This window comes from Demequina sp. NBRC 110054 (genome assembly GCF_002090115.1).
Taxonomy (GTDB): domain Bacteria; phylum Actinomycetota; class Actinomycetes; order Actinomycetales; family Demequinaceae; genus Demequina.
Genome location: NZ_BBRK01000004.1, coordinates 1,505,947 through 1,527,450 on the forward strand (window position 1 = coordinate 1,505,947; position 21,504 = coordinate 1,527,450).

The following is a 21,504-nucleotide window of genomic DNA, read 5'->3' on the forward strand; positions in this document are numbered from 1 at the left end:
AGGCGGGCCGTCCCTGTGAGGCGCGGCCCGCCTTCGTCATGTCATGGTCGCGTGGGGGCGCTCAGCGGTTCCAGAACTGCAGGCGCTTCGCGAGGCCCTTGGACTCGCCGTCGTCCTGACCCGCGTCGGGCTCCGGGGCCGGCTCGATCTCCTCGGGCTCGTCGGGCTCCTCGTCGATCACCGCGTAGGTGCGGCCCGTGTTCTTGATGATCGCGGTGATGAGCGCCGCGATCGGGAGCGCCATGAAGGCGCCCATCGGGCCCGCGAGCGCGCCACCGGCGATCGCGCCTCCGAAGGCGACGGCGCCGTTGAGCTCCATGGTCTTGGACGACAGCTTGGGGCTCAGCAGGTAGTTCTCGATCTGCTGGTAGATGAGGACCCACACGAGCAGGCCGATCGCGTTGCCGATGCCCTCGACGGCGAGCACGATGAGGATCGGCAGCGCCGCACCGAGGTACGTGCCGATGAACGGGATGAACGTCGACACGAAGCCCATGAAGAACGCCATCGGGAGGGCGTACACGAGATCGAGGCCCACGACGAGCATCGCGACGAAGCCGAGCCCGCCGCACACCGAGGCGAGCAGCAGCCGCGAGTAGAAGTAGCCGCCGGTCTGCTCGATCGAGGTGACCGCGACCCACTTGAACACGCGCTGGCGGTGCGGGGGCATCCGCGACATGAGGGCGCGCATCACGCGCGGCCAGTCGGCCGCGAAGTAGAAGGCGAACATCGCGACCGTCATGAGGTCGAACACGATGCCGAGCCCCGACGACAGCGCGCCGAGGGCGCCCGAGGCCCAGTTCTGCATGACGTTGGCGATCGCGCTCGTCCCGTCGGCAGCGCCGGTCTGATCGATCAGCTCGGTGCCGAACATGTCCTCCCACCAGGTGTTCAGGTGAGCGAACCACCCCGCTGCCGCCGCGCCCACCTCGTTCGCGAAGCGGACGATGCCGGGGATAAGGACGGCGACCAGGAATCCCACGAGGATCACGGCGGCCAGATAGATGATGCCGACGGCGGCGCCGCGGCGGATCCCGAAGCGTGACGTGAGCGCCTCGACGCCCGGGATCATCGCGAGCGCGAAGAACAGCGCGATGAACAGCAGGCCGAGGAAGTGGGACAGCTGGCCGAGCGCCCACATGCCGGCGGCGACCACGAGGCCGACGGCCACGATCTTCCACAGCACCGACCAGATCAGGCCGTCGACCCAGGCGGGCAGAGAGGCGTCGGGCCGCGTCGCGGCGTCCTTGCGGGCTGCGGCGACGACCTCGGGTGGGAGATCGGGCTCGGTCGTCTCCGAGCTCATGCGCGTGCCGCCTTGAGCGACCTGCGCATCGCGAACGCGCGTAGCAGGCCGACGATGCCGAGGATGATCAGCGCGATCGCCGTGAACCACAGGAACACGACGGCGGTCCAGCCAGGTACGGCGAGCACGATGATGCCCGCAAGGATCGACACTGCGCCGCCGACGAGGCCCCAGGCGCGAGACTTCGCGTCGTCGGAGTCGACGAGCGCCATGACGCCTTCGATGATCCAGCTGAGGCCGACCATGATCACGGACACCAGCAGGAGCACCTTGGCGCTCGCCTCGAGGTTGCGCAGGATCACGACGCCGCCGATGACGAGCAGCATGCCGAAGATCAGCATGACCGCGCGCATCGCCGACGAATAGCCGGTGCGCATCGCGCCGATGACGAGGCGCACCACTCCCGACAGGAGGAAGTTGATCGCGAGCAGAGCGGCGCCGACCTTGATCGTGCTGCTCGGCCAGAACGCGAGCGACAGCCCGATGAGCAGCGACACCGCGCTCACGAACCCGATCACCCAGCTCATGGAGCTCACGAGCTGGGGCGGCGGGGCGCCGTCCTCGAGCGACGACACCACCGCCACGTAGCCGATCCCGTTCGTTGGCCCCTGCTCGGGGGTGTAGCCCTCACCTTGGTCGCCCGCGGTCATCTTCCACTCCTCGCGCACACGCGGGGCGCACCCCCGCCTGGGTCGAACCTACTCGCGTGATGCCGTCGGAGCCAGGGCAATCACCGAGAAGGGACGGTCCGAACCTCGGTGATCACCGAGAAGAGGTCCTTGGGGTCCGCCGGCTCGGCGACCAGGTCGATCTCCGCCGCGTACGCGGTGCCAGACACGCGGTCGCGCAGGAACCGCAGCGCCGAGAAGTCGTTGATCGCGAAGCCGACCGAGTCGAAGACCGTGATCTGCTCGGGCGAGACGCGCCCGGGCACCTGGCCGTCGACGACCCGCCACAGGTCGATCGTCGGGTGGTCCTCGGGAAGGTTCTGGATCTCGCCCTCGACGAAGGTCTGCGGGTGGAACTCCACGAAGGTGTCCGCGCGCCGCAGGATGTCCGCGTCGAGCTCGGTCTTGCCGGGGCTGTCGCCGCCGATCGCGTTGAGGTGCATGCCCGGCGCGATCATGTCATCGTGCAGGATCGTCGCGTTGACCTTGTCGGCGGTGCACGTGGTGATGACGTCGGCGCCGTCGACGGCATCGGCCGCGGAGGTCGCGCGATGGACGACGAAGCCCAGCGCCTCGGCGTTGCGCTCGAACTTGTCCATCGCGGCCGGGTCGACGTCCCAGATGCGCAGGTCGTTCAGCCCGAGCACTGCACGCATCGCGAGCGCCTGGAACTCCGACTGCGAGCCGGTGCCGATGAGCGCGTGGACGCGAGAGTCGTGGCGCGCGAGCAGGCGCGCGGCCATCGCCGACGTCGCGGCGGTGCGCAGCGCGGTCAGCAGAGACATCTCGGCGAGCATGAGCGGGTAGCCGGTCGCCATGTCGGACAGCACGCCGAACGCGGTGACGGTCTGGAGGCCGCGCGAGGGGTTGATCGGGTGGCCGTTGACGTACTTGAAGCCGTAGAGCTCCGCGTCGGCGGTCGGCATCAGCTCGATCACGCCGTGCTCCGAGTGCGCGGGGATGCGGGCGACCTTGTCGAACTCCTCCCAGCGGCGGTAGTCCGACTCGAGGTAGGCGACCAGGTCGGCGATCAGCGTCGCCACGCCCTCGTCGGCCATCCAGCGGCTCATGCCCGCGACATCGACGAACTGGACCATCAGCGGGCCTCCTTGGGGGTGGACGATGCGGGGGAGTGGGGAAGGGACGATGCGGTGGTGGCCTCGGCGTCTCCGGCCACGGGGGAGGCAGGACGGTCGCGCAGCACGAGCGTGCAGCACTTGGCGCCGCCGCCCGCGAGCAGGAGCTCGGTGAGGTCCACGCCGATGGGCTCGTACCCGGCCTCGCGCAGCTGGTGCTGGAAGGCGGTGGCGCGCGCGGCGGTGATGACGTGGAGCCCGTCGGAGACCGCGTTGAGGCCGAACGCTTGGGCGTCGTGCTCGTCCACGAGGATCGCGTCGGGGAAGCGGCGCTCGAGCTCGGCGCGGCTGGCCTCGTCGAAGGCCGAGGGCAGGTAGGCGATGTGCTCCTGGCCCGGCGTGGCGTCGAGCACGGCGAGCGCGGTGTCGAGGTGGTAGAAGTCGGCGCGCACCAGGCGCAGCGACACGACCTCGCGACCGAAGGTGCGAGCCATCTCCTCGTGCGAGGAGGTGTCGGTGCGGAAGCCGGTCCCGGCGAACAGGGTGTCGCCGATCAGCAGCACGTCGCCCTCGCCCTCGTTGACCTCCTCGGCGTCGATCACGTCGAGGCCCGCGCGGCGGAACCAGTCGGCGTACAGGCCGGACTCGGGGGCGCGCTCGGCGTGCGTGAACCTGGCGGTGTAGGCCTTGCCGTCCACGACGAGGCCGCCGTTGGCCGCGAAGACCATGTCGGGCAGCCCCTCGCCGGGCTCGACCTCCTGGATCGTGAAGCCGAGGCGCACGAAGACGCGGCGCAGCTCGTCCCACTGGGACAGCGCACGTGCGGTGTCCGTGGGGTTCTCGGGCTGCATCCAGGGGTTGATCGAGTAGGACACGGTGAAGTGCGTCGGACGGCACATCAGCACGGTCAGGGGCGTCGCGGTGCGCTCGCGGCGGAGCTGCGCGGTGGCGGTGATGGTCACAGGGAACCTCCTTCGCTCTCAAGCGTGACAGAGATTCCGTGACGATTTCGTGACCCTCAATCGTGAATCCAGCGACTTGTCTCTGGTTTACGATGGAAACCTGCGAATGAGTGCAGCAAGGGGGCGGGATGACTATCGACGGCCTGGATCGCCGGATCCTGGACGAGCTCAAGCTCGATGGACGCATCAGCTATCAGGACATGGGCGAGCGCATCGGCCTGTCGCCGACCGCGGTCAAGCGCCGCATGGACCGCATGACCGCCGCGGGTGTCATCCGCGGGTACACCGTACTGGTGGATCCGACGGTCGACGGACGCGATACCGAGGCCTTCGTTGAGGTGTTCTGCCGCGGCACCGTCGGACCCGACGAGCTGCGCCGCATCCTGTCGGGCATCCCCGACGTGATCGAGGCGCAGACCGTCACCGGCGAGGCCGATGCGCTCGTCCGCCTGCGTGCGAGCAGCATGCCGTCGCTCGAGGAGGCGCTCGAGAAGGTGCGGCTCGCGCCTCAGGTCGACTCGACCCGGTCCGCGATCGTGCTCTCGCAACTCATCGCCCGCAGGGACTGAGGCCAGCCGCGCTCGCCGGGCCCCGCGCCGGCGCCTCTGTCTGCGGTGTCGCGGTGATCGGCGCTCGTCAGACCCAGTTGTCGATGCGCATGTGCATGCGCCAGTAGTCGTACGGGATGGGGTCGCCCGACCACAGCGGCCAGAAGTAGCCGGCCACGATCAGGACGATGCCGACGTAGACGCCCACCGCGATCGTGCCCCAGCGCGACCAGGTGCCTGGACCGTCGGGTTGGGCGATCCTCTGCAGCATCCATGCGACGACCATCACGAGGAACGGGATGAAGACCACCGAGTAGAAGGTGAAGATCGTGCGGTACGAGTACGGGAGCCACGGGACCCAGCCGGCGAAGACGCCGATGCTCAGGATCAGGCCCGTCGTGTCGCGGTGGCGGATCAGCCGGTAGAAGACGAAGAGCAGCGCGGCGACGCCCACCCACCAGATCGCGACGTTGCCGATCGAGGAGATCGCCGACACGCACCGGTCCGCCCCGCAGTCCACGTCCTCGACGTCGGTGAAGTGGAACGCGGTCGGACGGAGCTGGAGCATCCATCCCCACGGGTTCGCCTGGTAGTCGTGCGGCGTCGTGAGCCCCGTGTGGAAGTCCCACATCTGCCGGTGGTACTCGAGGAGGGACCGCAGCGACTCGGGAAGCCACGTGACTCCCTCGCCCGGGTGGTTCTCCGCCCATTGGCGCGCGTACGAGCCGTCGGTCGCGAACCAGTTCCACCACGTCGCGATGTAGACCGCGGGCGTGAGCACGAGCGTCGCGAAGAAGGTGGGGATCGCGCGCCCCACGGATCCGAGGAGCCAATGCTCGATCCCGGCGTCGCGGCGCGCGGTGATGTCCCAGATGACGGACAGCACCATGAACGCGGCGAGGAAGTACCCCCCGGACCACTTCGTCGCGAGCCCGAGGCTGAGGACGACGATCGCCCCGAGGCGCATCCAGCGCACGCCCATGTCGGGGCCGAAGCCGAGAGTCGGGTCCTTGCCCTCGTCTCTCAGGCGCGCCATCGTCGCGCCCAACCTGCGCCGGAATCTCTCCCTGTCCCACACGATGAGGCCGAAGCCCGCGACCGCGAAGAAGGCGAGGAAGCCGTCGAGCAGCGCGGTGCGCGACATCGTGATCGCGAGCCCGTCGACCGCGAGCAGCACGCCCGCGATGCCTCCGAACAGCGTGGAGCGCAGCATCGTGCGCGCGATGAGCGCGGTGATCACGACGACGGCGACGCCGAAGAGGGCCTCGGTGAAGCGCCACCCGAAGGGCGTGGGGCCGAAGATCTTCATGCCCGCCGCGATGAGCAGCTTGCCGACCATCGGGTGCACCACATAGTCGCCCTCGGAGGACAGCCCCGAGTAGTCGCCGCGCGCGAAGGCCTGGTCGGCGCCCTCCCAGTTGCCCTCGTAGCCGTAGACGAGGAGCGAGAACGCGCCGCGCGGGTAGTACACCTCGTCGAACACGAGCTTCGTGGGGTACCCGAGGTTGGCGAAGCGCAGCAGCGCAGCAAGCGCGCCGACCCCGACAGCCATCAGCTGCACGCGCCAGCGGAAGACCCAGCCCCAGTTCACACGTGAAGCCTAACCGTGGCACTGAGGGAAGCAGGGCATTCCGTGTGCGACTCTGGGGACATGGAGTCGGGACTCGGTGGCATCGTCATGCTCGCGGCCACCCCCATCGGCAATACGGACGATGCGTCGGCCAGGCTTCGCCGCGCGCTCGAGACGGCGGATGTGGTCGCGGCAGAGGACACCCGGAGGCTCAGGGATCTCGCGGGCCGGCTCGGGATCGAGGTCAAGGGGCGCGTGATCGCCGTGCACGACCACAACGAGGGCGAGCGCGCCGCCGACATCGTCAGGGTCGCCGCCGAGGGCGGGACCGTGCTGGTGGTGTCCGATGCGGGGATGCCCACGGTGTCGGACCCCGGATATCGGGTCGTGTCGGAGGCGGTCGCGACCGACGTGCCGGTGACCGTGCTGCCCGGCCCGAGCGCGGTCCTGACCGCGCTCGCCCTGTCGGGACTTCCGACGGATCGGTTCTGCTTCGAGGGCTTCGCGCCGCGCAAGGCCGGGGAGCGCGTACGCACCTTCGGGGCGCTCGCGGCCGAGCCGCGGACCATGGTGTTCTTCGAGGCGCCGCATCGGCTGCTCGACACCCTGAGGGCGATGTCGGAGGCGTGGGGCGCGGACCGTCCCGGCTCGGTGTCGCGCGAGCTCACCAAGACCTACGAGGAGACGCGTCGGGGCACGCTCGGCGAGCTCGTCGCGTGGGCCGAGGAGTCCCAGCCGCGCGGCGAGATCGTCGTGTGCATCGCGGGCCGGCCCGCGGAGGCGCTTGGCACCGACGCCGCCGTGAGTGAGGCCCTCGCGCGCATCGACGCCGGCGAGCGCGCCAAGGACGCCGTCGCGGATCTTGCCTCGACGACCGGTCTGCCGCGCCGGGAGCTCTACGACGCGGTGCTTCGCGCGCGACAGGCGAGGGCCGCAGATGAGCCACCTCGCTGATCACGCGCGTCGGTGGCCGCGGCGCGGTGGCCCCACGGTGCTCGCCCTCGCGGCGGGCGTCGTGGTCGGCGCGCTCCTCGCCTCATCGACGTCGACCAGGGCCGCGCTCGCGGACCTGAGGCCCGATGCCGAGGCGACTGCCGCATCGTCCATGGCCGCCGACGACGTGGAGGCGACGACCGAGTCGATCCCCGCCGTCACCGCCCCGGCCGAGGCGGTCGAGCTCGACGACGCCGACCAGGTGTCCGATCTCGAGATCGTCGCTGACGGTCCCTCGCTGACCGACGAGGATCTCGGAGACCCGACGTCGTACCTCGTGCTCGTCAACAAGACACGGCCTCTCGACCCGATCGACTATGCCCCCGAGGACCTCGTGCACGTCGACGGCGTCCCGGGCGGCTCCTCGGAGCGGATGCGCTCCGAGGCGGCAGAGGCGCTCGCGGCGATGCGCGACGGGGCCGTCGAGGCCGGCCTCGACTTCTCGATCACGTCCGGGTACCGCAGCTACTCCGAGCAGGTCTCGCTGCACGCGACCTACTCGGGCAGGCGCGGCGTGACCGTCGCGGAGAACTTCTCGGCGCGCGGCGGCTACTCGGAGCATCAGACCGGGTGGGCCGCCGACATCTACGGCTCCGAGAGCTGCCGGGTCAAGCGCTGCTTCGCGCAGGAGCTCGTCGGCGCGTGGGTCGCCGAGAACGCGTGGGAGTACGGCTGGATCGTCCGGTACCCCGAGGGGGAGTTCGAGACCACCGGCTACTGGTTCGAGCCGTGGCACGTGCGCTACGTGGGGGTCGAGCTGTCCACGTGGATGCATGAGCAGGGGATCGCGACGTTCGAGGAGGCGGCCGGGCTGCCCGCCGCCCCGGACTACGTCGACTGATCCCGCCCGCGGGGCCGACGCATCGTCCCTTCCCCGCCCGCCGCATCGTCCCCCTGCCATGCACTCCGCACGGATCTCGACACGACACCCCGACGACACCCCGACGAGCTACGCGACACGCTCGCGTGTCGGCATGGAATCCGTGCGGAGTGCACGGGGAGCTGCGGCCGTGAGGAGCACGCCTCGTCCTCAGTAGGATTGGCGGCATGTCGCACATCCTCTCCGCCGTCGCCTGGCCGTACGCCAACGGACCGCGTCACATCGGCCACGTCGCCGGGTTCGGCGTCCCCTCCGACGTCTTCAGCCGCTACATGCGCATGGCCGGGGAGGACGTGCTCATGGTGTCCGGCACCGACGAGCACGGCACCCCGATCCTCGTGCAGGCCGAGGGCGAGGGTGTGGACCCGCAGGTGCTCGCCGACCGCTACAACCGCGTGATCGTCGAGGACCTCACCCAGCTGGGCCTCAGCTACGACCTGTTCACCCGCACCACCACGGGGAACCACTACAAGGTCGTGCAGGAGATGTTCAAGGCCGTGCACCGCAACGGCTACATGATCGAGCAGACGACGCGCGGCGCGATCTCGCCGTCGACAGGGCGCACGCTGCCCGACCGCTACATCGAGGGCACGTGCCCCATCTGCGGCACCGACGGCGCTCGCGGCGACCAGTGCGATGCGTGCGGCAACCAGCTCGACGCGATCGACCTCATCAACCCGGTCAGCCGCATCAACGGCGAGACCCCCAAGTTCATCGAGACCGAGCACTTCTTCCTGGACCTGCCGGCGCTCACGGACGCGCTCGCGACGTGGCTCGGCTCGCGCCAGGGCTGGCGTCCGAACGTCCTCAACTTCTCGCTCAACCTGCTCGACGACGTGCGCCCGCGCGCGATGTCGCGCGACATCGACTGGGGCATCCCGATCCCGCTCGAGGGGTGGGAGAACAACCCCACCAAGCGTCTGTATGTGTGGTTCGACGCCGTCATCGGCTACCTGTCGGCCTCGATCGAATGGGCGCGCCGCAGCGGCGACCCCGACGCGTGGCGCAAGTGGTGGAACGACCCCGACGCCCTGTCCTACTACTTCATGGGCAAGGACAACATCACGTTCCACTCGCAGATCTGGCCCGCCGAGCTCCTCGCGGCCAACGGGCGCGGCGCCAAGGGCGGCGAGCTCGGCCCGTTCGGCGAGCTGCAGCTGCCGACCGAGGTGGTCTCGAGCGAGTTCCTCACCATGGAGTCCGCGAAGTTCTCGTCCTCGCGCGGCCACGTCATCTACGTGCGCGACATGCTCGCCCGCTACCAGCCCGACGCGCTGCGCTACTTCATCGCGATGGCCGGCCCCGAGACGGCCGATGCCGACTTCACGTGGTCCGAGTTCAAGCGCCGCACGAACACCGAGCTCGTCGCGGGCTGGGGCAACCTGGTCAACCGCACCGCCTCGCTGCTGCACAAGAACGTGGGCGAGATCCCCGCGCTGACCGACCTGCAGGACGTGGACCGCGCGGCGCTCGACAAGTCCGCGAAGGCCTTCGACGAGGTCGGCGGCCTGGTGCGTCACCACCGCCAGCGCGCCGCGATCTCCGAGGCCATGCGCGTGGTCGGCGACGCGAACGCGTACCTCGCCGAGACCGCGCCGTGGAAGCTCAAGAATGAGGACCCCGAGCGCATGAAGACCGTGCTGGGCGTCGCCTCGCAGCTGGTCAACGACGCGAACACCATGCTCGCGCCGTTCCTCCCGCACTCCGCGCAGCAGGTCCACGAGGCCCTCGGCGGCACCGGCACGCTCGCGCCCATGCCGCAGATGAACGAGGTCGACGACCTGGACCTGCCGGACCGCTCGTACCCCGTCATCCAGGGCGACTACACCGGCATGCACGACACGTGGGGCCGTCGCGACGTCGTCGCGGGCACCGCCGTCCCCGCGCCTTCGCCGATCTTCACCAAGCTGGACGACGAGATCGTCGAGGCGGAGCTCGAGCGGATGAAGGGCGACGACTAGGTGGCTCGTCCCGGAGTCTGGCCGCCTGCGCCCGAGGCGCTGCCGGCCCCCGTCGTCGACAACCACTGCCACCTCGAGTCGCCCGCGGGCGATGAGCCCCGGACCGTCGAGGAGCGCCTGGGCGAGGCGGCCTCCGTCGGCGTCGACCGCGTGGTCCAGATCGGCTGCGAGCTCGAGTCCGCCCGATGGACCGTGGACGCGGTCGCGCGGCACCCGCAGATGCTGGGCGGGATCGCGCTGCACCCGAACGAGGCGCCGTTGCACGCCAAGGGCGAGCACGCCACGGGCGTGGGCTACGACGAGGCCTTCGCCGAGATCGCCTCGCTCGCGACCGCTGAGCGCATCCGCATCATCAGCGAGACCGGGCTGGACTATCACTGGACCGAGGAGCCCGACAGGCCCGCGCAGATCCGGTCGTTCCGCGACCACATCGCGCTCGCGAAGGAGCTGGGTCTCGCGCTCGGCATCCACGACCGCGACGCGCACGGGGACGTCCTCGACATCCTGGCCCGCGACGGCGCCCCCGAGCGCACCGTGATGCACTGCTTCTCGGGCGACGCCGCGATGGCCCGGCTGTGCGTCGACCGCGGCTATCACCTGAGCTTCGCGGGCAACGTGACGTTCAAGAACGCGCACGAGCTGCGCGCGGCACTCGCGGTCACGCCGATCGAGCGGGTCATGGTCGAGACCGACTCGCCCTACCTCACGCCGCATCCGCACCGCGGCGCGCCCAACTCCCCGGCGCAGGTCACGCACACCGTGCGCGAGGTGGCGCGAGTAAAGGGGCTGCCGCTCGACGAGGTGTGCCGCGCGCTCGATGTGACGACTGTCACCTTCTATGGTGCCTGGTAGATTCGCCGGCGTACGCTTCAGTTCGTCAAGACCGTTACCGATATGAGATAAATGCGGGAGTGTCTCGCCCCCCGAGACCCGACCACGTTGGCATGAATGACCGTCCCGAAAGGGCACCTCTTGAGCTATCTGCGCACCACCCCACGTCCTGGAGGACGCCGTGACACGCGTACCCGGACGGGCGCGCGGGCACGCATGATGCAGCAGCTCGGCGTCTCCGCCGCGCTCATCGCCTTCTCCGCTGGAGCGTTCGCCTCGACCACCGTCGGCGCCGTGCAGAACGTGCGCGCCGAGGACAGCGAGGTGTCGACCTCGCTCGACGTCGTGGGCGCCGTCGAGGCAGGCGGCGCGGACGTCGAGGTCGTGACCGAGACGAAGGAGGTGTCGCTCCCCTTCGAGACCGTCGAGGAGGACGACGACTCGATTGACAAGGGCACCGAAGAGGTCACCACCGAGGGCGAGGAGGGCACCAAGCTCGTCAGCTACGAGGTGACCTACGTGGACGGCGAGGAGGTCTCCCGCGAGAAGACCGTCTCCGTGATCGTCGCCGAGCCCGTCGACGAGGTCGTCTCGGTCGGCACCTACGAGGAGCCCACCATCTCCGTGCCGAACTCGGTCGCCGCGGCGAACCCGACCGGGAACCGCGCGATCGGCAAGGAGCTCGCGGAGTCGACCTACGGCTGGACCGGCGACCAGTGGCAGTGCCTCGAGGCCCTCTGGACCCGTGAGTCCGGCTGGAACCAGAACGCCCACAACAGCTCGTCAGGCGCGCACGGCATCCCGCAGGCGCTGCCCGGCTCCAAGATGGCCGCGTACGGCTCCGACTGGGCGACCAATCCCGCCACGCAGATCAAGTGGGGCCTGTCTTACGTGAAGGGCCGCTACGGCACCCCCTGCAACGCATGGAACTCGTTCCTGTCCAAGGGCTGGTACTGACCTCGGTGGCCGATCTACTCGGTCCCACCGATGTGCGGGTGCTCGCGGAGTCCCTCGGCACGTCGCCCACCAAGAAGTGGGGACAGAACTTCGTCGTCGACTCGGGGACCGTGCGTCGCATCGTCCGCGTGGCCGGCGTCCAGCCGGGCGACCACGTCGTCGAGGTCGGACCAGGACTGGGCTCCCTGACCCTCGCGCTGCTCGAGGCGGGTGCGTGGGTCACCGCCGTGGAGATCGATCCCACGCTCGCCGCAGCGCTGCCCGAGACCGTCGCGCGCCGGGCCCCTGGCGATGCCGACCGCTTCTCCGTGATCAATGACGATGCGCTCAAGGTCGACGACCTTCCCGGCGCAGGACCCGAGGCCGGGCCCCCCGCGGCGCTCGTCGCGAACCTGCCGTACAACGTGTCGGTCCCCGTGATCCTGCACTTCCTCGAGACGTTCCCCGCGCTGAAGCGCGTGCTGGTGATGGTCCAGGCCGAGGTTGCCGACCGCCTCGCCGCCGACCCCGGCTCGCGCACGTACGGGATCCCGAGCGCCAAGGCCAACTGGTACTGCGACGTGCGCAGGGCTGGCGACGTGGGCCGCGCGGTGTTCTGGCCCGTGCCGCGCGTCGACTCGGCGCTCGTGCTGATGGAGCGCCGTGAGCCGCCCGTCACGACCGTGAGCCGCGAGCGGGTCTTCGCGGTGGTCGACGCCGCGTTCGCGCAGCGCCGCAAGGCCCTGCGCGGGGCGCTCTCCGGCATCGCGGGCTCGTCCGCCCGCTCCGAGGAGGCGCTGCGCGCCGCCGGGATCGATCCCCTCACGCGCGGCGAGCAGCTGCGGATCGAGGACTTCTCCCGCATCGCGGAGCAGCTCGCGGCGCTCGACTGACCGGCTGCTGCGCTCCTGGCCCGGCCCGTCCGACTCGGCACTGCCAGGCATGGCACGATGGGGCGCATGCCGCGCACCGTGACCGTCCGAGCCCCGGGCAAGGTCAACCTCCAGCTCTCGGTCGGTCCCCGTCGCGAGGACGGCTACCACCCGCTCGTGACCGTCTTCCAGGCCGTGTCGCTGTTCGAGACGGTCGCCGCGACCGCGCGTGACGACGAGGAGTTCACGCTCTCCGTGTCGACGGGGCCCTCGCTCATGCTGGATCCCGTCGTCGTGCCGCTCGACGAGACGAACCTCGCCCTCAGGGCGGCGCGCGCCGTCGCGGAGCGCTATGGCATCACCGACGGCATCGACCTCGAGATCGTCAAGGGCGTGCCCGTGGCCGGCGGGATGGCCGGCGGCAGCGCCGACGCGGCGGCCGCGGTGGTCGCCTGTGCGGAGGCGTGGGACGTGGGCGCCTCGCGCAAGGAGCTCGAGCGCATCTGCGCGACGCTCGGCGCCGACGTGCCCTTCTGCCTTCACGGTCACACGGCCGTCGGCCTCGGCCGAGGCGATGAGCTCTCACCCGCGATGACCCACGGCGAGTTCCATTGGGTCCTCGCGACCCAGCGCATCGGCCTGTCCACGCCCGGCGTGTTCGCGGAGTTCGACCGCGCCGTCGCGGCGGGGGAGCGGACGGTCGCGAACCCCGCGATCGACGACCGCGTGATGGCGGCGCTCATGGCGGGCGACGCGAAGCGTCTCGGCGAGGCGCTCACGAACGATCTCCAGGAGTCGGCGCTCAGGCTCGCGCCGCACCTCGACAGGGTCCTCGCCGCGGCGATGGAGGCCGAGGCGCTCGGCGCTGTCGTCTCCGGCTCGGGGCCCACTGTGGCCGCGCTCGCGCGGTCGCGGCAGCATGCGCTCGCCATCGCGGCCCACCTCACCGCGTCGGACGTCGCCGACCACGTGCTCACCGCGAGCGGGCCCGTGGCCGGCGCGACCGTGCTGCTGGAGCAGTAGCCCCGTCAGTCCTTCTTGGCGAGCGCGTCCCGGATCTCGGTGAGCAGCTCGATCTCGGTCGGCGAGACCGGCTCGTCGGGCGCGGGCTCGTCCTTCTTGCGCATCTCGGCCAGCTTGTTGAGCGGCATCACGATGGCGAAGTACAGGGCGGCGGCGATGATGAGGAAGTTGATGATCGCCGTGATGAATGCACCGATCGCGAGGATCGCGTCGTCCGAGACATCGTCGGGAGTGCCGCCGTTGTTGAGCGTCCACAGCCACACCGCGGAGAGGTCCGGCTTGCCGAACACCGCGGCGATCAGCGGGTTGATGATGTTGTCGACGAGCGACGTGACGACGGCGCTGAACGCGGCGCCGATGACGACCGCGACCGCGAGGTCGATCACGTTGCCCCGCATGATGAAGTCCTTGAAGCCCTTGATCACGGCTGCTCCCCTTGGATGTTGCTCCGAGGCGCCCCGGCCCCGGGTGAGCCGACGTCGCCGGGCGTCGACGCCCGAGCCGAATCTATCGAAAGGCGGGCGCGCGCGCATCAGCACGCGACACCGCGTGCCGCATGGCGTGGCCCTCATGCACTCCGCACGGATTGCGACACGACACGCCAGCGTGTCGTGTCGCAATGCAGCGCGTCGCCCGGGGTGTCGACTTCAGATCCGTGCGCAGTGCATGGCGCAGTGCGGTGCACCGGGACGATGCGGTCGTCGCCAGGCGCGCCGAAACTCAGTGGTCGCTGGGCAGGCCCGGGCGCCGCTCGAGGTCGTGCAGGCCGTTCCACGCGAGGTTCACGAGGTGGCTCGCGACGACCTCCTTGGAAGGCTCGCGCACCTCGGCCCAGTGCTGGCCCGTGAGGGCGACCATGCCGACGAGCATCTGCGAGTAGATCGGCGCGACCGACGGGTTGAGCCCGCGCTTGCGGAACTGGTCTGCGAGCAGGCCCTCGACCTGCGCCGACACGTCGCCGAGCAGCGAGGAGAAGGTGCCCGACGTCTGCGCGACGGGCGAGTCGCGCGCGAGGATGCGGAAACCGTCGGGGGAGTCCTCGATGTAGCCCAGCAGCGCCATCGCGGCGCGCTCGACGAGCTGGCGCGGGTGGGCGACCTGGGCGAGCGCGCCGGTGAGCGCGCCGAGCAGGGCCTCGACCTCGCGGTCGACGATCACCGCGTAGATGCCCTCCTTGCCGCCGAAGTGCTCGTAGACGACGGGCTTGGACACGTCCGCGCGGGAGGCGATCTCCTCGACGGAGGTGCCCTCGAAACCCTTCTCCGCGAAGAGCGCGCGACTGACCGTCAGCAGCTGTTCGCGGCGCTCGCGGGCGGTCATGCGCGAGCGCGGAGGCTTCCTCGGTTCTTCGGTCACGGTCCCAGTCTGCCGTGTCGGGCTGGCAGACTAGAGCACCCGGGTCCTCTCGGGCCCCATTCCGCCCTGGTGTAACGGCAGCACGCAGGCCTTTGGAGCCTTGCGGTACAGGTTCGAATCCTGTGGGCGGAGCCGCCGGTGCGGAGGTCTTCCGGTGTCCTGGCAGGTAGAGTTGTCCCGACCGACCCGACGCCCGACGAGGGCAGCGAAGGGGGACTGGTGGCCCACACCCGACCCGCAGCCGTGATGATCCTCGCGGCAGGCGCAGGTACGCGAATGAAGTCGGCCACCCCCAAGGTGCTTCACAGCATCTCGGGTCGCACCCTGCTCTCGCACGCGATCGTCGCGGCGCACGAGCTCGAGCCGCAGCGCACCGTTGTGGTGGTCCGTCACGAGCGTGAGGCCGTCGCCTCCCACGTCGCCGAGGTCTCGCCCGACGCGCTCGTCGCCGATCAGGACGACGTCCCCGGCACGGGCCGCGCGGTGTGGTGCGGCATGTCCGCGCTCGACGCGACCGCGGTGGCCGCCGCCGTCGCGGGCGGCGACGCCGACCGCGCGCACCTGGACGCGCGGGTCGAGGGCGCGATCGTCGTCACCTCGGGGGACGTCCCGCTCGTCACCGGCGACCTCCTCGGCACCCTGGTGGACGCGCACGCGGACGCCGGCAACGCCGTCACCCTGCTCACCGCGAAGGTGCCCGACCCGACCGGCTACGGCCGCATCGTCCGGGATGCCGGAGGCGACGTGACCGCGATCGTCGAGCACCGCGACGCGACCGACGCCCAGCGCGCGATCGATGAGGTCAACGCCGGCATCTACGTCTTCGACTCGACGGTGCTGCGCGACGCCCTGTCGCGGCTCGGTCGCGACAACTCGCAGGGCGAGATGTACCTCACGGACGTCATCGCGCTCGCGCGCGAGGCCGGCGGCCGCGTGGGCGCCCTGATCGCGCCCGACGCCCAGGACGTCGAGGGCGTCAACGACCGCGTGCAGCTCGCCAAGGCGGGCGCGGCCCTCAACCGCCGCATCGTCGAGGGCTGGATGCGCGCAGGCGTCACGGTGACAGATCCCGCGACCACGTGGATCGACGCGGACGTGACGCTCGGCGTCGACGCGACGATCCTGCCCGGAGTGCAGCTCCACGGCGACACGATCATCGGCGCGGGAGCGACCGTGGGCCCGGACTCGACCCTCACCTCCGTCACGGTGGGCGAGGGCGCGACCGTGACCCGCGTGCACGGCGTGGACGCCGTCATCGGCGACCGCGCGACCATCGGACCGTTCACCTACCTGCGTCCCGGCACCGTCGTCGGGGTCAAGGGCAAGGTCGGCGGCTTCGTCGAGACCAAGAACGCGCGCATCGGCGACGGCGCGAAGGTGCCGCACCTCAGCTACGTCGGCGACGCGGAGATCGGAGAGGGCACCAACGTCGGTGCCGGCACGATCTTCGTCAACTACGACGGCGTGAACAAGCATCGGACCGTGGTCGGCGCCCAGGTGCGCATCGGTTCCGACAACACCTTGATCGCCCCCGTGACCCTCGGGGACGGCGCCTACACGGGAGCGGGCACCACCGTGCGCCACGACGTCCCGTCGGGGGCGCTCGCGATCAACTCGTCCCCTCAGCAGAATGTGGAAGGGTGGGTCGAGCGTCGTCGCCCCGGCACTCCTTCCGCCGAGGTGGCGGAGCGGGTTCGGCGAGCGGCCGGTTCCCATGAAGGACTATCGTCGGGCTCACAAGGCCAGACGCACGAAGGAGAGTCATGAGCTCGATCATCTCGAACCCGTCTGAGCGCCGCATGGTCCTCGCGGGTGGGCGAGCCCACCCCGAGCTGGCCGAGGCCGTCGCCGAGGACATGGGTATCGAGCTGCTGCCGACCACCGCGTACACCTTCGCGAACGGCGAGCTCTACGTGCGCTTCGGCGAGTCCGTGCGCGGCGCCGACGCGTTCGTGCTGCAGTCGCACGCTGCGCCGATCAACGAGGCGATCATGGAGCAGCTGATCATGGTCGACGCGATGAAGCGCGCGTCCGCGAAGCGCGTCACGGTGATCATGCCCTGCTACGGCTACGCGCGTCAGGACAAGAAGCACAAGGGCCGCGAGCCGATCTCGGCGCGCCTCATGGCGGACCTGTTCAAGACCGCCGGCGCCGACCGCATCATGTCGGTCGACCTGCACACCTCGCAGATCCAGGGCTTCTTCGACGGCCCGGTCGACCACCTGTGGGCGATGCCGCTGCTCGCGCAGTACGTCCGCTCGCGTGTCGCGCCCGACAACATCACCATCGTCTCGCCCGACGCGGGCCGCGTGCGCCTCGCCGACCAGTGGTCCGACCACCTCGGCGCGCCCCTCGCGATCATCCACAAGCGTCGCGACCCCTCGGTCCCGAACCAGGTCAAGGTCCACGAGCTCGTCGGTGAGGTCGAGGGCCGCACCTGTGTCCTGGTCGACGACATGATCGACACCGGCGGCACGATCGTCCAGGCCGCGAACGCGCTGTTCGAGAACGGCGCCGCGAGCGTCATCGTCGCCTCGACCCACGGACTGCTGTCCGGCCCCGCGGTCGAGCGCCTGCGCGACTCGGGCATCTCCGAGGTCGTCGTCACCGACACCCTGCCCATCCCCGAGGACCGCCGCTGGGACGGGCTGACCGTCCTGTCGATCGCCCCGCTCATCGGCCGCGCGATCCACGAGGTGTTCGAGGACGGCTCGGTCACGAGCCTGTTCAACGGCAACGTCTGAGCCTGCTCAGCATCTAGACGCACACGAGGCGCGGGCCCCCGGAGAGGGGCCCGCGCCTCTGTATGTGCAGGGGCTCAGTGAGCGAGCGTCACGCGCACTCGTAGACGACCTGCGAGGCGCGGGCATCGATGCCGACCACCCACACGCCGTCTCCGCGGTCCCACGTGAGGACGCTGCGCGCCGCGAGGAACTCGTCATAGGAGGCGTAGGCGAAGGCGGCATACGCCTCGGCGCCCTCGAGGTACCCGCCTTCCTCGGTGTCCAACACCATGAACGAGGACTCTGCGAGTGCGTCGTACACGGCGCGAGCCACGTCGTTGCCTCCGTCGACTGGCACGTAGACGGTCTGGCCGTCGTCGTTGGTGCCCGAGGCGACCCAGGCCTCCGGATCGTGTCCAGGGTCGATCGTCTCGTTCGGGCGGAAGCAGCTGCGGGACGCGGGGAGGATCTGGGTGGTCTCCGAAGCCGAGGCAGTGAACGCTGCGATCGCCTCGGCGTAGTCCGAACCCGCGTCCACGGGGAGCTCGATGCTCGCACCGAAGGAGGACACGAGGCGGTACCGCACGTCCACGAGCCCGTCGACGAACCCGTCGGACTCGTCCTGCATGAGCGTCCACGGGCCCAGCTCTGCGACGATCGACCGCTCGCCGTAGCCGAGGAAGTCCGCCCGGTCCTGCGTGAGCGTCGTTCCGGCCGCCTCGTTCCCGGCCAGGTACATGCGGTCCGCACTGCTCAGGTCGATCGACCATCCCGCTGCCGGCGTGACGGTGCGCGGCAGCGTGAGGCTGTCGTAGTTGGTGAAGATGTCGTACGTGCGATCGTCGGTCTCCCAGTAGTCCGAGCTCGGCTCGCACTCGTCGTTCGGCACGACGGAGGGGCACCGGATCCACCGGACGCCCGATCCGTCGACCTCGTACAGCGCGGCGTCGTACCCGACGTGCTCGTAAAGGTAGTAGTCCGAGACCCACAGGACGATGTCGGCGTCGCCGTGGGTGCCGACGCTGAGGTACGTGCCCTCGGTGTCGGCGAGGGCGGCGGGTGCCTCGATCTCGACGGGCTCGTGCCAGGTCTCTCCGGTGGTGGGGTTCTCGAGTCGTTCGAGGATCGCGATGTCGTCGCCGGTGACCAGGGGGGCGGTGGTCTGGGCGGGTTCGGCGCTGGGGGAGGCGCTGGGGGTGGACGACGCGGTGGCCGACGGGGTAGCGCTGGGGGTGGACGATACGGTGTTTGAGGGGGTGGGGCTGGTGGTGGCGACGGGGGCGTCGCCCTGGCCGGGCAGGAGCAGGAGGACGCCGATCGCGGCGGCGGCGACGCCGGCGGCGGAGGAAGCCACCGTGGTGAGGGCGCGGGTGCGGCGGCGGCGCTTGACGGCGCCGATGGCGGTGGGCTCGTCGAACTCGGCGGCGTCGCGCATCGACGCGGCGAGGCGGTCGTGACGGCCCTGGAGGATGTCGCGCAGCTCGCTCATCGGTTGCCCCCTTCCATGGTGACGACGCGGGTGGTCTCGATGCTGTCGGGGTCCTCGTGGGTGCCCAGCGCGGCGTTGAGGCGCTTGAGGCCGTCGGAGACGTAGCGCTTGACCGCGCCCTCGGACAGGCCCAGGGCGTGGGCGGTGTCGCGCACGGACAGGTCCTCGAGGAATCTCAGGGCGACGCATGCGCGCTCCCGTGGTGCCAGGGCGGCCATGGCGGCGTCGATGGCGGCGTCGCCGCCGACCTTCTCGGTGGGGTCGGGGACGGCCTCGGGTGGGGCGGTGCGTTCCATGCGGGCGCGTTCGGCGCTGCTCTTGCGCACGGAGTCGACGTAGCGGGACGCGATCGCGCGGCGCACGTAGCTCTCGGCCTGGGCGGCGGTGTCGAATCCGCGGCGCTTGGAGAAGGTCGCGATGACGGCGTCCTGGACCAGGTCCTCGGCCGCATGCGCGCCTGCGAGCATCTCGGCGAACGCCAGCAGGCGTCCGCGGCGCGCGCCCGCGACCTCGTGGAGCATCGGCTCCCAGCGTGATGGCATCCCTTGTGGCTCCCCTCAGTCACCCTCAGGACGAGGCAGGCCTCGAGAAGGGTTGGGGTGCCACGCTAGCGAGCACGAATCAGGCCCGACAGGGGGACACGCGGAGGCTGTGGGGAGACGCGCACGGCGAGGGGAGAGCCGTCGCCGGCGGGCTCAGGCCGGGCGATCCTCCCGCAGCCAGGTCCAGCCGATCCACGCGCACGTGCCACCGACGACGAGCCCCGCGAGCACGTCCGTCGGGTGGTGCATGCCGCGGTAGACGCGCGACAGCGCGACGGCGACCGGCACGAGCGCGCAGAGGATGACGACCGTCAGCCGTGCCCCGCGGTGGGAGATCCGCGTCGCCATGAGCGCGAACGAGAGGTACACGGCCGAGGAGGCACCGGTATGGCCGCTCGGGAAGCTCGAGGTGGGCGGCGCATCGTCCAGCTGCTCGACCTCGGGCCGGGTGCGGTTCACCACCGCCGTGCTCGCGAGGTGCACCGCGACCTCCGCGGCGAGCGCCACGAGCGGGACCGTGGCGAACCACCATCGTCCCGATCTCCACCACACCAAGGCGCACACGACGAGGGCGGTGACGAGGATGGTCTTCGTGTCGGCGAGCCCGGACGCGAACGCGCTGATCGTGTTCATGGTCGGGGTGCGGGCGTCGACGACGGCCTGGCTGATCGCCGACTCGTCGAGCGCGAGCACGTTCCCGATCAGGTAGCCCACACCGATCACCGCGGCCCCGAGGGCGACCACGGGGAGCAGCACCCGTCGCAGCGCCGCGGTTCCGACGTCGGAGGGTGAGGGGGCCGTGCCGCGTGGTCCGGCGAGCACGGTCACATCCTCGCGTGGCGCGAGCGCGCGAAGGAGTACAGGCCGTATGCCGCGAAGCCGAGTCCGATCAGGACGACGAGCACGGGGCCGGCGGGCATCCCGAGCAGCGACTCGACGCCGCCGTCGAAGCCCTTGGCCTGATCGGGGTCGGTCCGGACCGCCGCGATCACGAACAGCACACCGACCGCGCCCAGCGCGATGCCCTTGGCGATGTAGCCCGCGGTGCCGAGCACCTTCACGCCCGTGCCCGCGCCGCCTGAAGGCAGACCCTTGAGGTCGTCGAGGTACTTCTTGGTGGCGCCCTTCACCACGTGGTAGACGCCTCCCGCGAGGATGCCCAGGCCGACCGCACCGACGAGGAAAGGACCCGCGGGCCAGCTCATGAGCGTCTGGCTCGCGCTCTCGGCCTGCTTGTCTCCGTTCGAGCCGCTGGAGCCCATCGCGATCGAGGCCGCGGAGAACGCCAGGGACGCGTACATCACGAACTTCCCGCCCGCCTTCGCGCGGTCCTTCGCCCCCTGTCCGGAACGGAACGCGTCGAAGAGCTGCCACAGCGCGAGCGCGAGGAACGCCACCGCGGAGGCCCAGAGGATCACCGCGCCGAGCGGCGCCTCGCGCAGCTGCGTCATGGCGTTCGACGAGTCCGCTTCCCCGCCGCTGCCGAGGCCGATCTTCACGATCACGAAGCCCAGGATCAGGTGGATCACCCCCGAGACGGCGTAGCCGGCGCGTGCGAGGGTCTCCCAGATGTCGCCCGAGGTGCCTGTGCGGGCGCTGTGTGCCGCTGAAGTGGTCATGGCAGTGCCAACCGCGTCCGTGCGGCCCGCTATTCCCCGCGTGCGGTGGCCGTGCGGCCCGGGTTAGCGGTTCGCGGCCCCAGCAGGTAGACTGTTCCAGTTCCTCGGCGAGGCTGCGCCCCTGCAGGGCCCGGCGTGATCGACGCGGC

At 70.5% G+C, this 21,504-nt stretch carries 21 protein-coding genes and 1 tRNA gene; 11 read left to right on the forward strand and 11 right to left on the reverse strand.

Annotated features, from left to right (window positions below; translation table 11 throughout):
- Nucleotides 1-61: 61 nt before the first annotated feature.
- From B7K23_RS06875 to ddaH, 4 genes are all read right to left on the reverse strand, one after another.
- Entirely contained in the window at nt 62-1,306 is a 1,245-nt protein-coding gene (locus tag B7K23_RS06875) for an AI-2E family transporter (RefSeq protein ID WP_084125606.1), read from the reverse strand.
- Nucleotides 1,303-1,956, reverse strand: a complete 654-nt coding sequence (locus B7K23_RS06880; protein ID WP_084125607.1) for an HdeD family acid-resistance protein — start codon at nt 1,954-1,956, stop codon at nt 1,303-1,305. Before B7K23_RS06880 ends, B7K23_RS06875 begins: the two co-directional genes overlap by 4 nt.
- An 80-nt stretch (nt 1,957-2,036) precedes the next feature.
- Nucleotides 2,037-3,071, reverse strand: a complete 1,035-nt coding sequence (locus tag B7K23_RS06885; RefSeq protein WP_084125608.1) for an ornithine cyclodeaminase — start codon at nt 3,069-3,071, stop codon at nt 2,037-2,039.
- On the reverse strand, nt 3,071-4,012 hold the full coding sequence (gene ddaH / locus B7K23_RS06890; RefSeq protein WP_084125609.1) for a dimethylargininase: 942 nt from the start codon (nt 4,010-4,012) through the stop codon (nt 3,071-3,073). The genes B7K23_RS06885 and ddaH overlap by 1 nt, the downstream gene beginning before the upstream one ends.
- A gap of 128 nt (nt 4,013-4,140) precedes the next feature.
- Here ddaH and B7K23_RS06895 point away from each other — a divergent pair, with 128 nt between their 5' ends.
- Nucleotides 4,141-4,581 (forward strand): Lrp/AsnC family transcriptional regulator, encoded by a 441-nt coding sequence (locus tag B7K23_RS06895; protein ID WP_234996437.1) that lies wholly within the window; start codon nt 4,141-4,143, stop codon nt 4,579-4,581.
- A 67-nt stretch (nt 4,582-4,648) separates the two neighbouring features.
- Here the strand turns inward: B7K23_RS06895 and B7K23_RS06900 are convergent, their stop codons facing one another.
- Entirely contained in the window at nt 4,649-6,151 is a 1,503-nt protein-coding gene (locus B7K23_RS06900) for a dolichyl-phosphate-mannose--protein mannosyltransferase (RefSeq protein ID WP_084125610.1), read from the reverse strand.
- A gap of 60 nt (nt 6,152-6,211) precedes the next feature.
- Between B7K23_RS06900 and rsmI the strand changes: the two genes are divergently transcribed.
- From rsmI to B7K23_RS06935, 7 genes are all read left to right on the forward strand, one after another.
- Nucleotides 6,212-7,084 carry a 16S rRNA (cytidine(1402)-2'-O)-methyltransferase gene (gene rsmI / locus B7K23_RS06905; protein ID WP_084125611.1) on the forward strand — a complete coding sequence of 291 codons (873 nt, stop codon included), beginning with the start codon at nt 6,212-6,214 and terminating at the stop codon, nt 7,082-7,084.
- A complete protein-coding gene (locus tag B7K23_RS06910) occupies nt 7,068-7,964 on the forward strand; it encodes a M15 family metallopeptidase (protein WP_084125612.1) in 897 nt (298 codons plus the stop codon). The genes rsmI and B7K23_RS06910 overlap by 17 nt, the downstream gene beginning before the upstream one ends.
- A gap of 206 nt (nt 7,965-8,170) precedes the next feature.
- On the forward strand, nt 8,171-9,964 hold the full coding sequence (gene metG / locus B7K23_RS06915) for a methionine--tRNA ligase (protein WP_084125613.1): 1,794 nt from the start codon (nt 8,171-8,173) through the stop codon (nt 9,962-9,964).
- Nucleotides 9,965-10,816 (forward strand): TatD family hydrolase, encoded by an 852-nt coding sequence (locus B7K23_RS06920; protein ID WP_084125614.1) that lies wholly within the window; start codon nt 9,965-9,967, stop codon nt 10,814-10,816. It begins immediately after the preceding gene.
- A 195-nt stretch (nt 10,817-11,011) separates the two neighbouring features.
- Complete coding sequence (locus B7K23_RS15945) at nt 11,012-11,752, forward strand: G5 domain-containing protein (RefSeq protein ID WP_159451349.1); 741 nt, start codon at nt 11,012-11,014, stop codon at nt 11,750-11,752.
- Entirely contained in the window at nt 11,719-12,624 is a 906-nt protein-coding gene (rsmA, locus tag B7K23_RS06930) for a 16S rRNA (adenine(1518)-N(6)/adenine(1519)-N(6))-dimethyltransferase RsmA (RefSeq protein WP_084125616.1), read from the forward strand. Before B7K23_RS15945 ends, rsmA begins: the two co-directional genes overlap by 34 nt.
- A gap of 66 nt (nt 12,625-12,690) precedes the next feature.
- On the forward strand, nt 12,691-13,626 hold the full coding sequence (locus tag B7K23_RS06935; RefSeq protein WP_143338133.1) for a 4-(cytidine 5'-diphospho)-2-C-methyl-D-erythritol kinase: 936 nt from the start codon (nt 12,691-12,693) through the stop codon (nt 13,624-13,626).
- A gap of 5 nt (nt 13,627-13,631) precedes the next feature.
- Here B7K23_RS06935 and mscL read toward each other — a convergent pair whose 3' ends face one another.
- Together mscL and B7K23_RS06945 are read right to left on the reverse strand one after the other, a co-directional pair.
- Nucleotides 13,632-14,051, reverse strand: coding sequence for a large conductance mechanosensitive channel protein MscL (gene mscL / locus B7K23_RS06940; RefSeq protein ID WP_084125618.1), 420 nt, complete (start codon nt 14,049-14,051; stop codon nt 13,632-13,634).
- Between the two features lie 295 nt (nt 14,052-14,346).
- On the reverse strand, nt 14,347-14,946 hold the full coding sequence (locus tag B7K23_RS06945) for a TetR/AcrR family transcriptional regulator (RefSeq protein ID WP_084125619.1): 600 nt from the start codon (nt 14,944-14,946) through the stop codon (nt 14,347-14,349).
- Between the two features lie 96 nt (nt 14,947-15,042).
- On the opposite strand from B7K23_RS06945, the gene B7K23_RS06950 reads away from it, so the two are divergent.
- The 3 genes from B7K23_RS06950 to B7K23_RS06960 all read left to right on the forward strand — a co-directional run bounded on the left by B7K23_RS06950 (nt 15,043) and on the right by B7K23_RS06960 (nt 17,726).
- Nucleotides 15,043-15,114 (forward strand) — tRNA-Gln (locus B7K23_RS06950).
- Between the two features lie 87 nt (nt 15,115-15,201).
- Nucleotides 15,202-16,749 (forward strand): bifunctional UDP-N-acetylglucosamine diphosphorylase/glucosamine-1-phosphate N-acetyltransferase GlmU, encoded by a 1,548-nt coding sequence (gene glmU / locus B7K23_RS06955; RefSeq protein WP_084125620.1) that lies wholly within the window; start codon nt 15,202-15,204, stop codon nt 16,747-16,749.
- Complete coding sequence (locus B7K23_RS06960) at nt 16,746-17,726, forward strand: ribose-phosphate diphosphokinase (protein WP_084125621.1); 981 nt, start codon at nt 16,746-16,748, stop codon at nt 17,724-17,726. The genes glmU and B7K23_RS06960 overlap by 4 nt, the downstream gene beginning before the upstream one ends.
- 88 nt (nt 17,727-17,814) lie before the next feature.
- On the opposite strand, the gene B7K23_RS06965 is transcribed toward B7K23_RS06960, so the two are convergent.
- The 4 genes from B7K23_RS06965 to B7K23_RS06980 all read right to left on the reverse strand — a co-directional run bounded on the left by B7K23_RS06965 (nt 17,815) and on the right by B7K23_RS06980 (nt 21,355).
- Entirely contained in the window at nt 17,815-19,194 is a 1,380-nt protein-coding gene (locus B7K23_RS06965) for a hypothetical protein (RefSeq protein ID WP_084125622.1), read from the reverse strand.
- Nucleotides 19,191-19,736, reverse strand: coding sequence for a sigma-70 family RNA polymerase sigma factor (locus tag B7K23_RS06970; RefSeq protein ID WP_084125623.1), 546 nt, complete (start codon nt 19,734-19,736; stop codon nt 19,191-19,193). Before B7K23_RS06970 ends, B7K23_RS06965 begins: the two co-directional genes overlap by 4 nt.
- Nucleotides 19,737-19,889: 153 nt before the next feature.
- On the reverse strand, nt 19,890-20,558 hold the full coding sequence (locus tag B7K23_RS06975; protein WP_084125624.1) for a phosphatase PAP2 family protein: 669 nt from the start codon (nt 20,556-20,558) through the stop codon (nt 19,890-19,892).
- 2 nt (nt 20,559-20,560) lie between these two features.
- Nucleotides 20,561-21,355 carry a DUF1206 domain-containing protein gene (locus B7K23_RS06980; RefSeq protein WP_084125625.1) on the reverse strand — a complete coding sequence of 265 codons (795 nt, stop codon included), beginning with the start codon at nt 21,353-21,355 and terminating at the stop codon, nt 20,561-20,563.
- Nucleotides 21,356-21,504 lie beyond the last annotated feature (149 nt).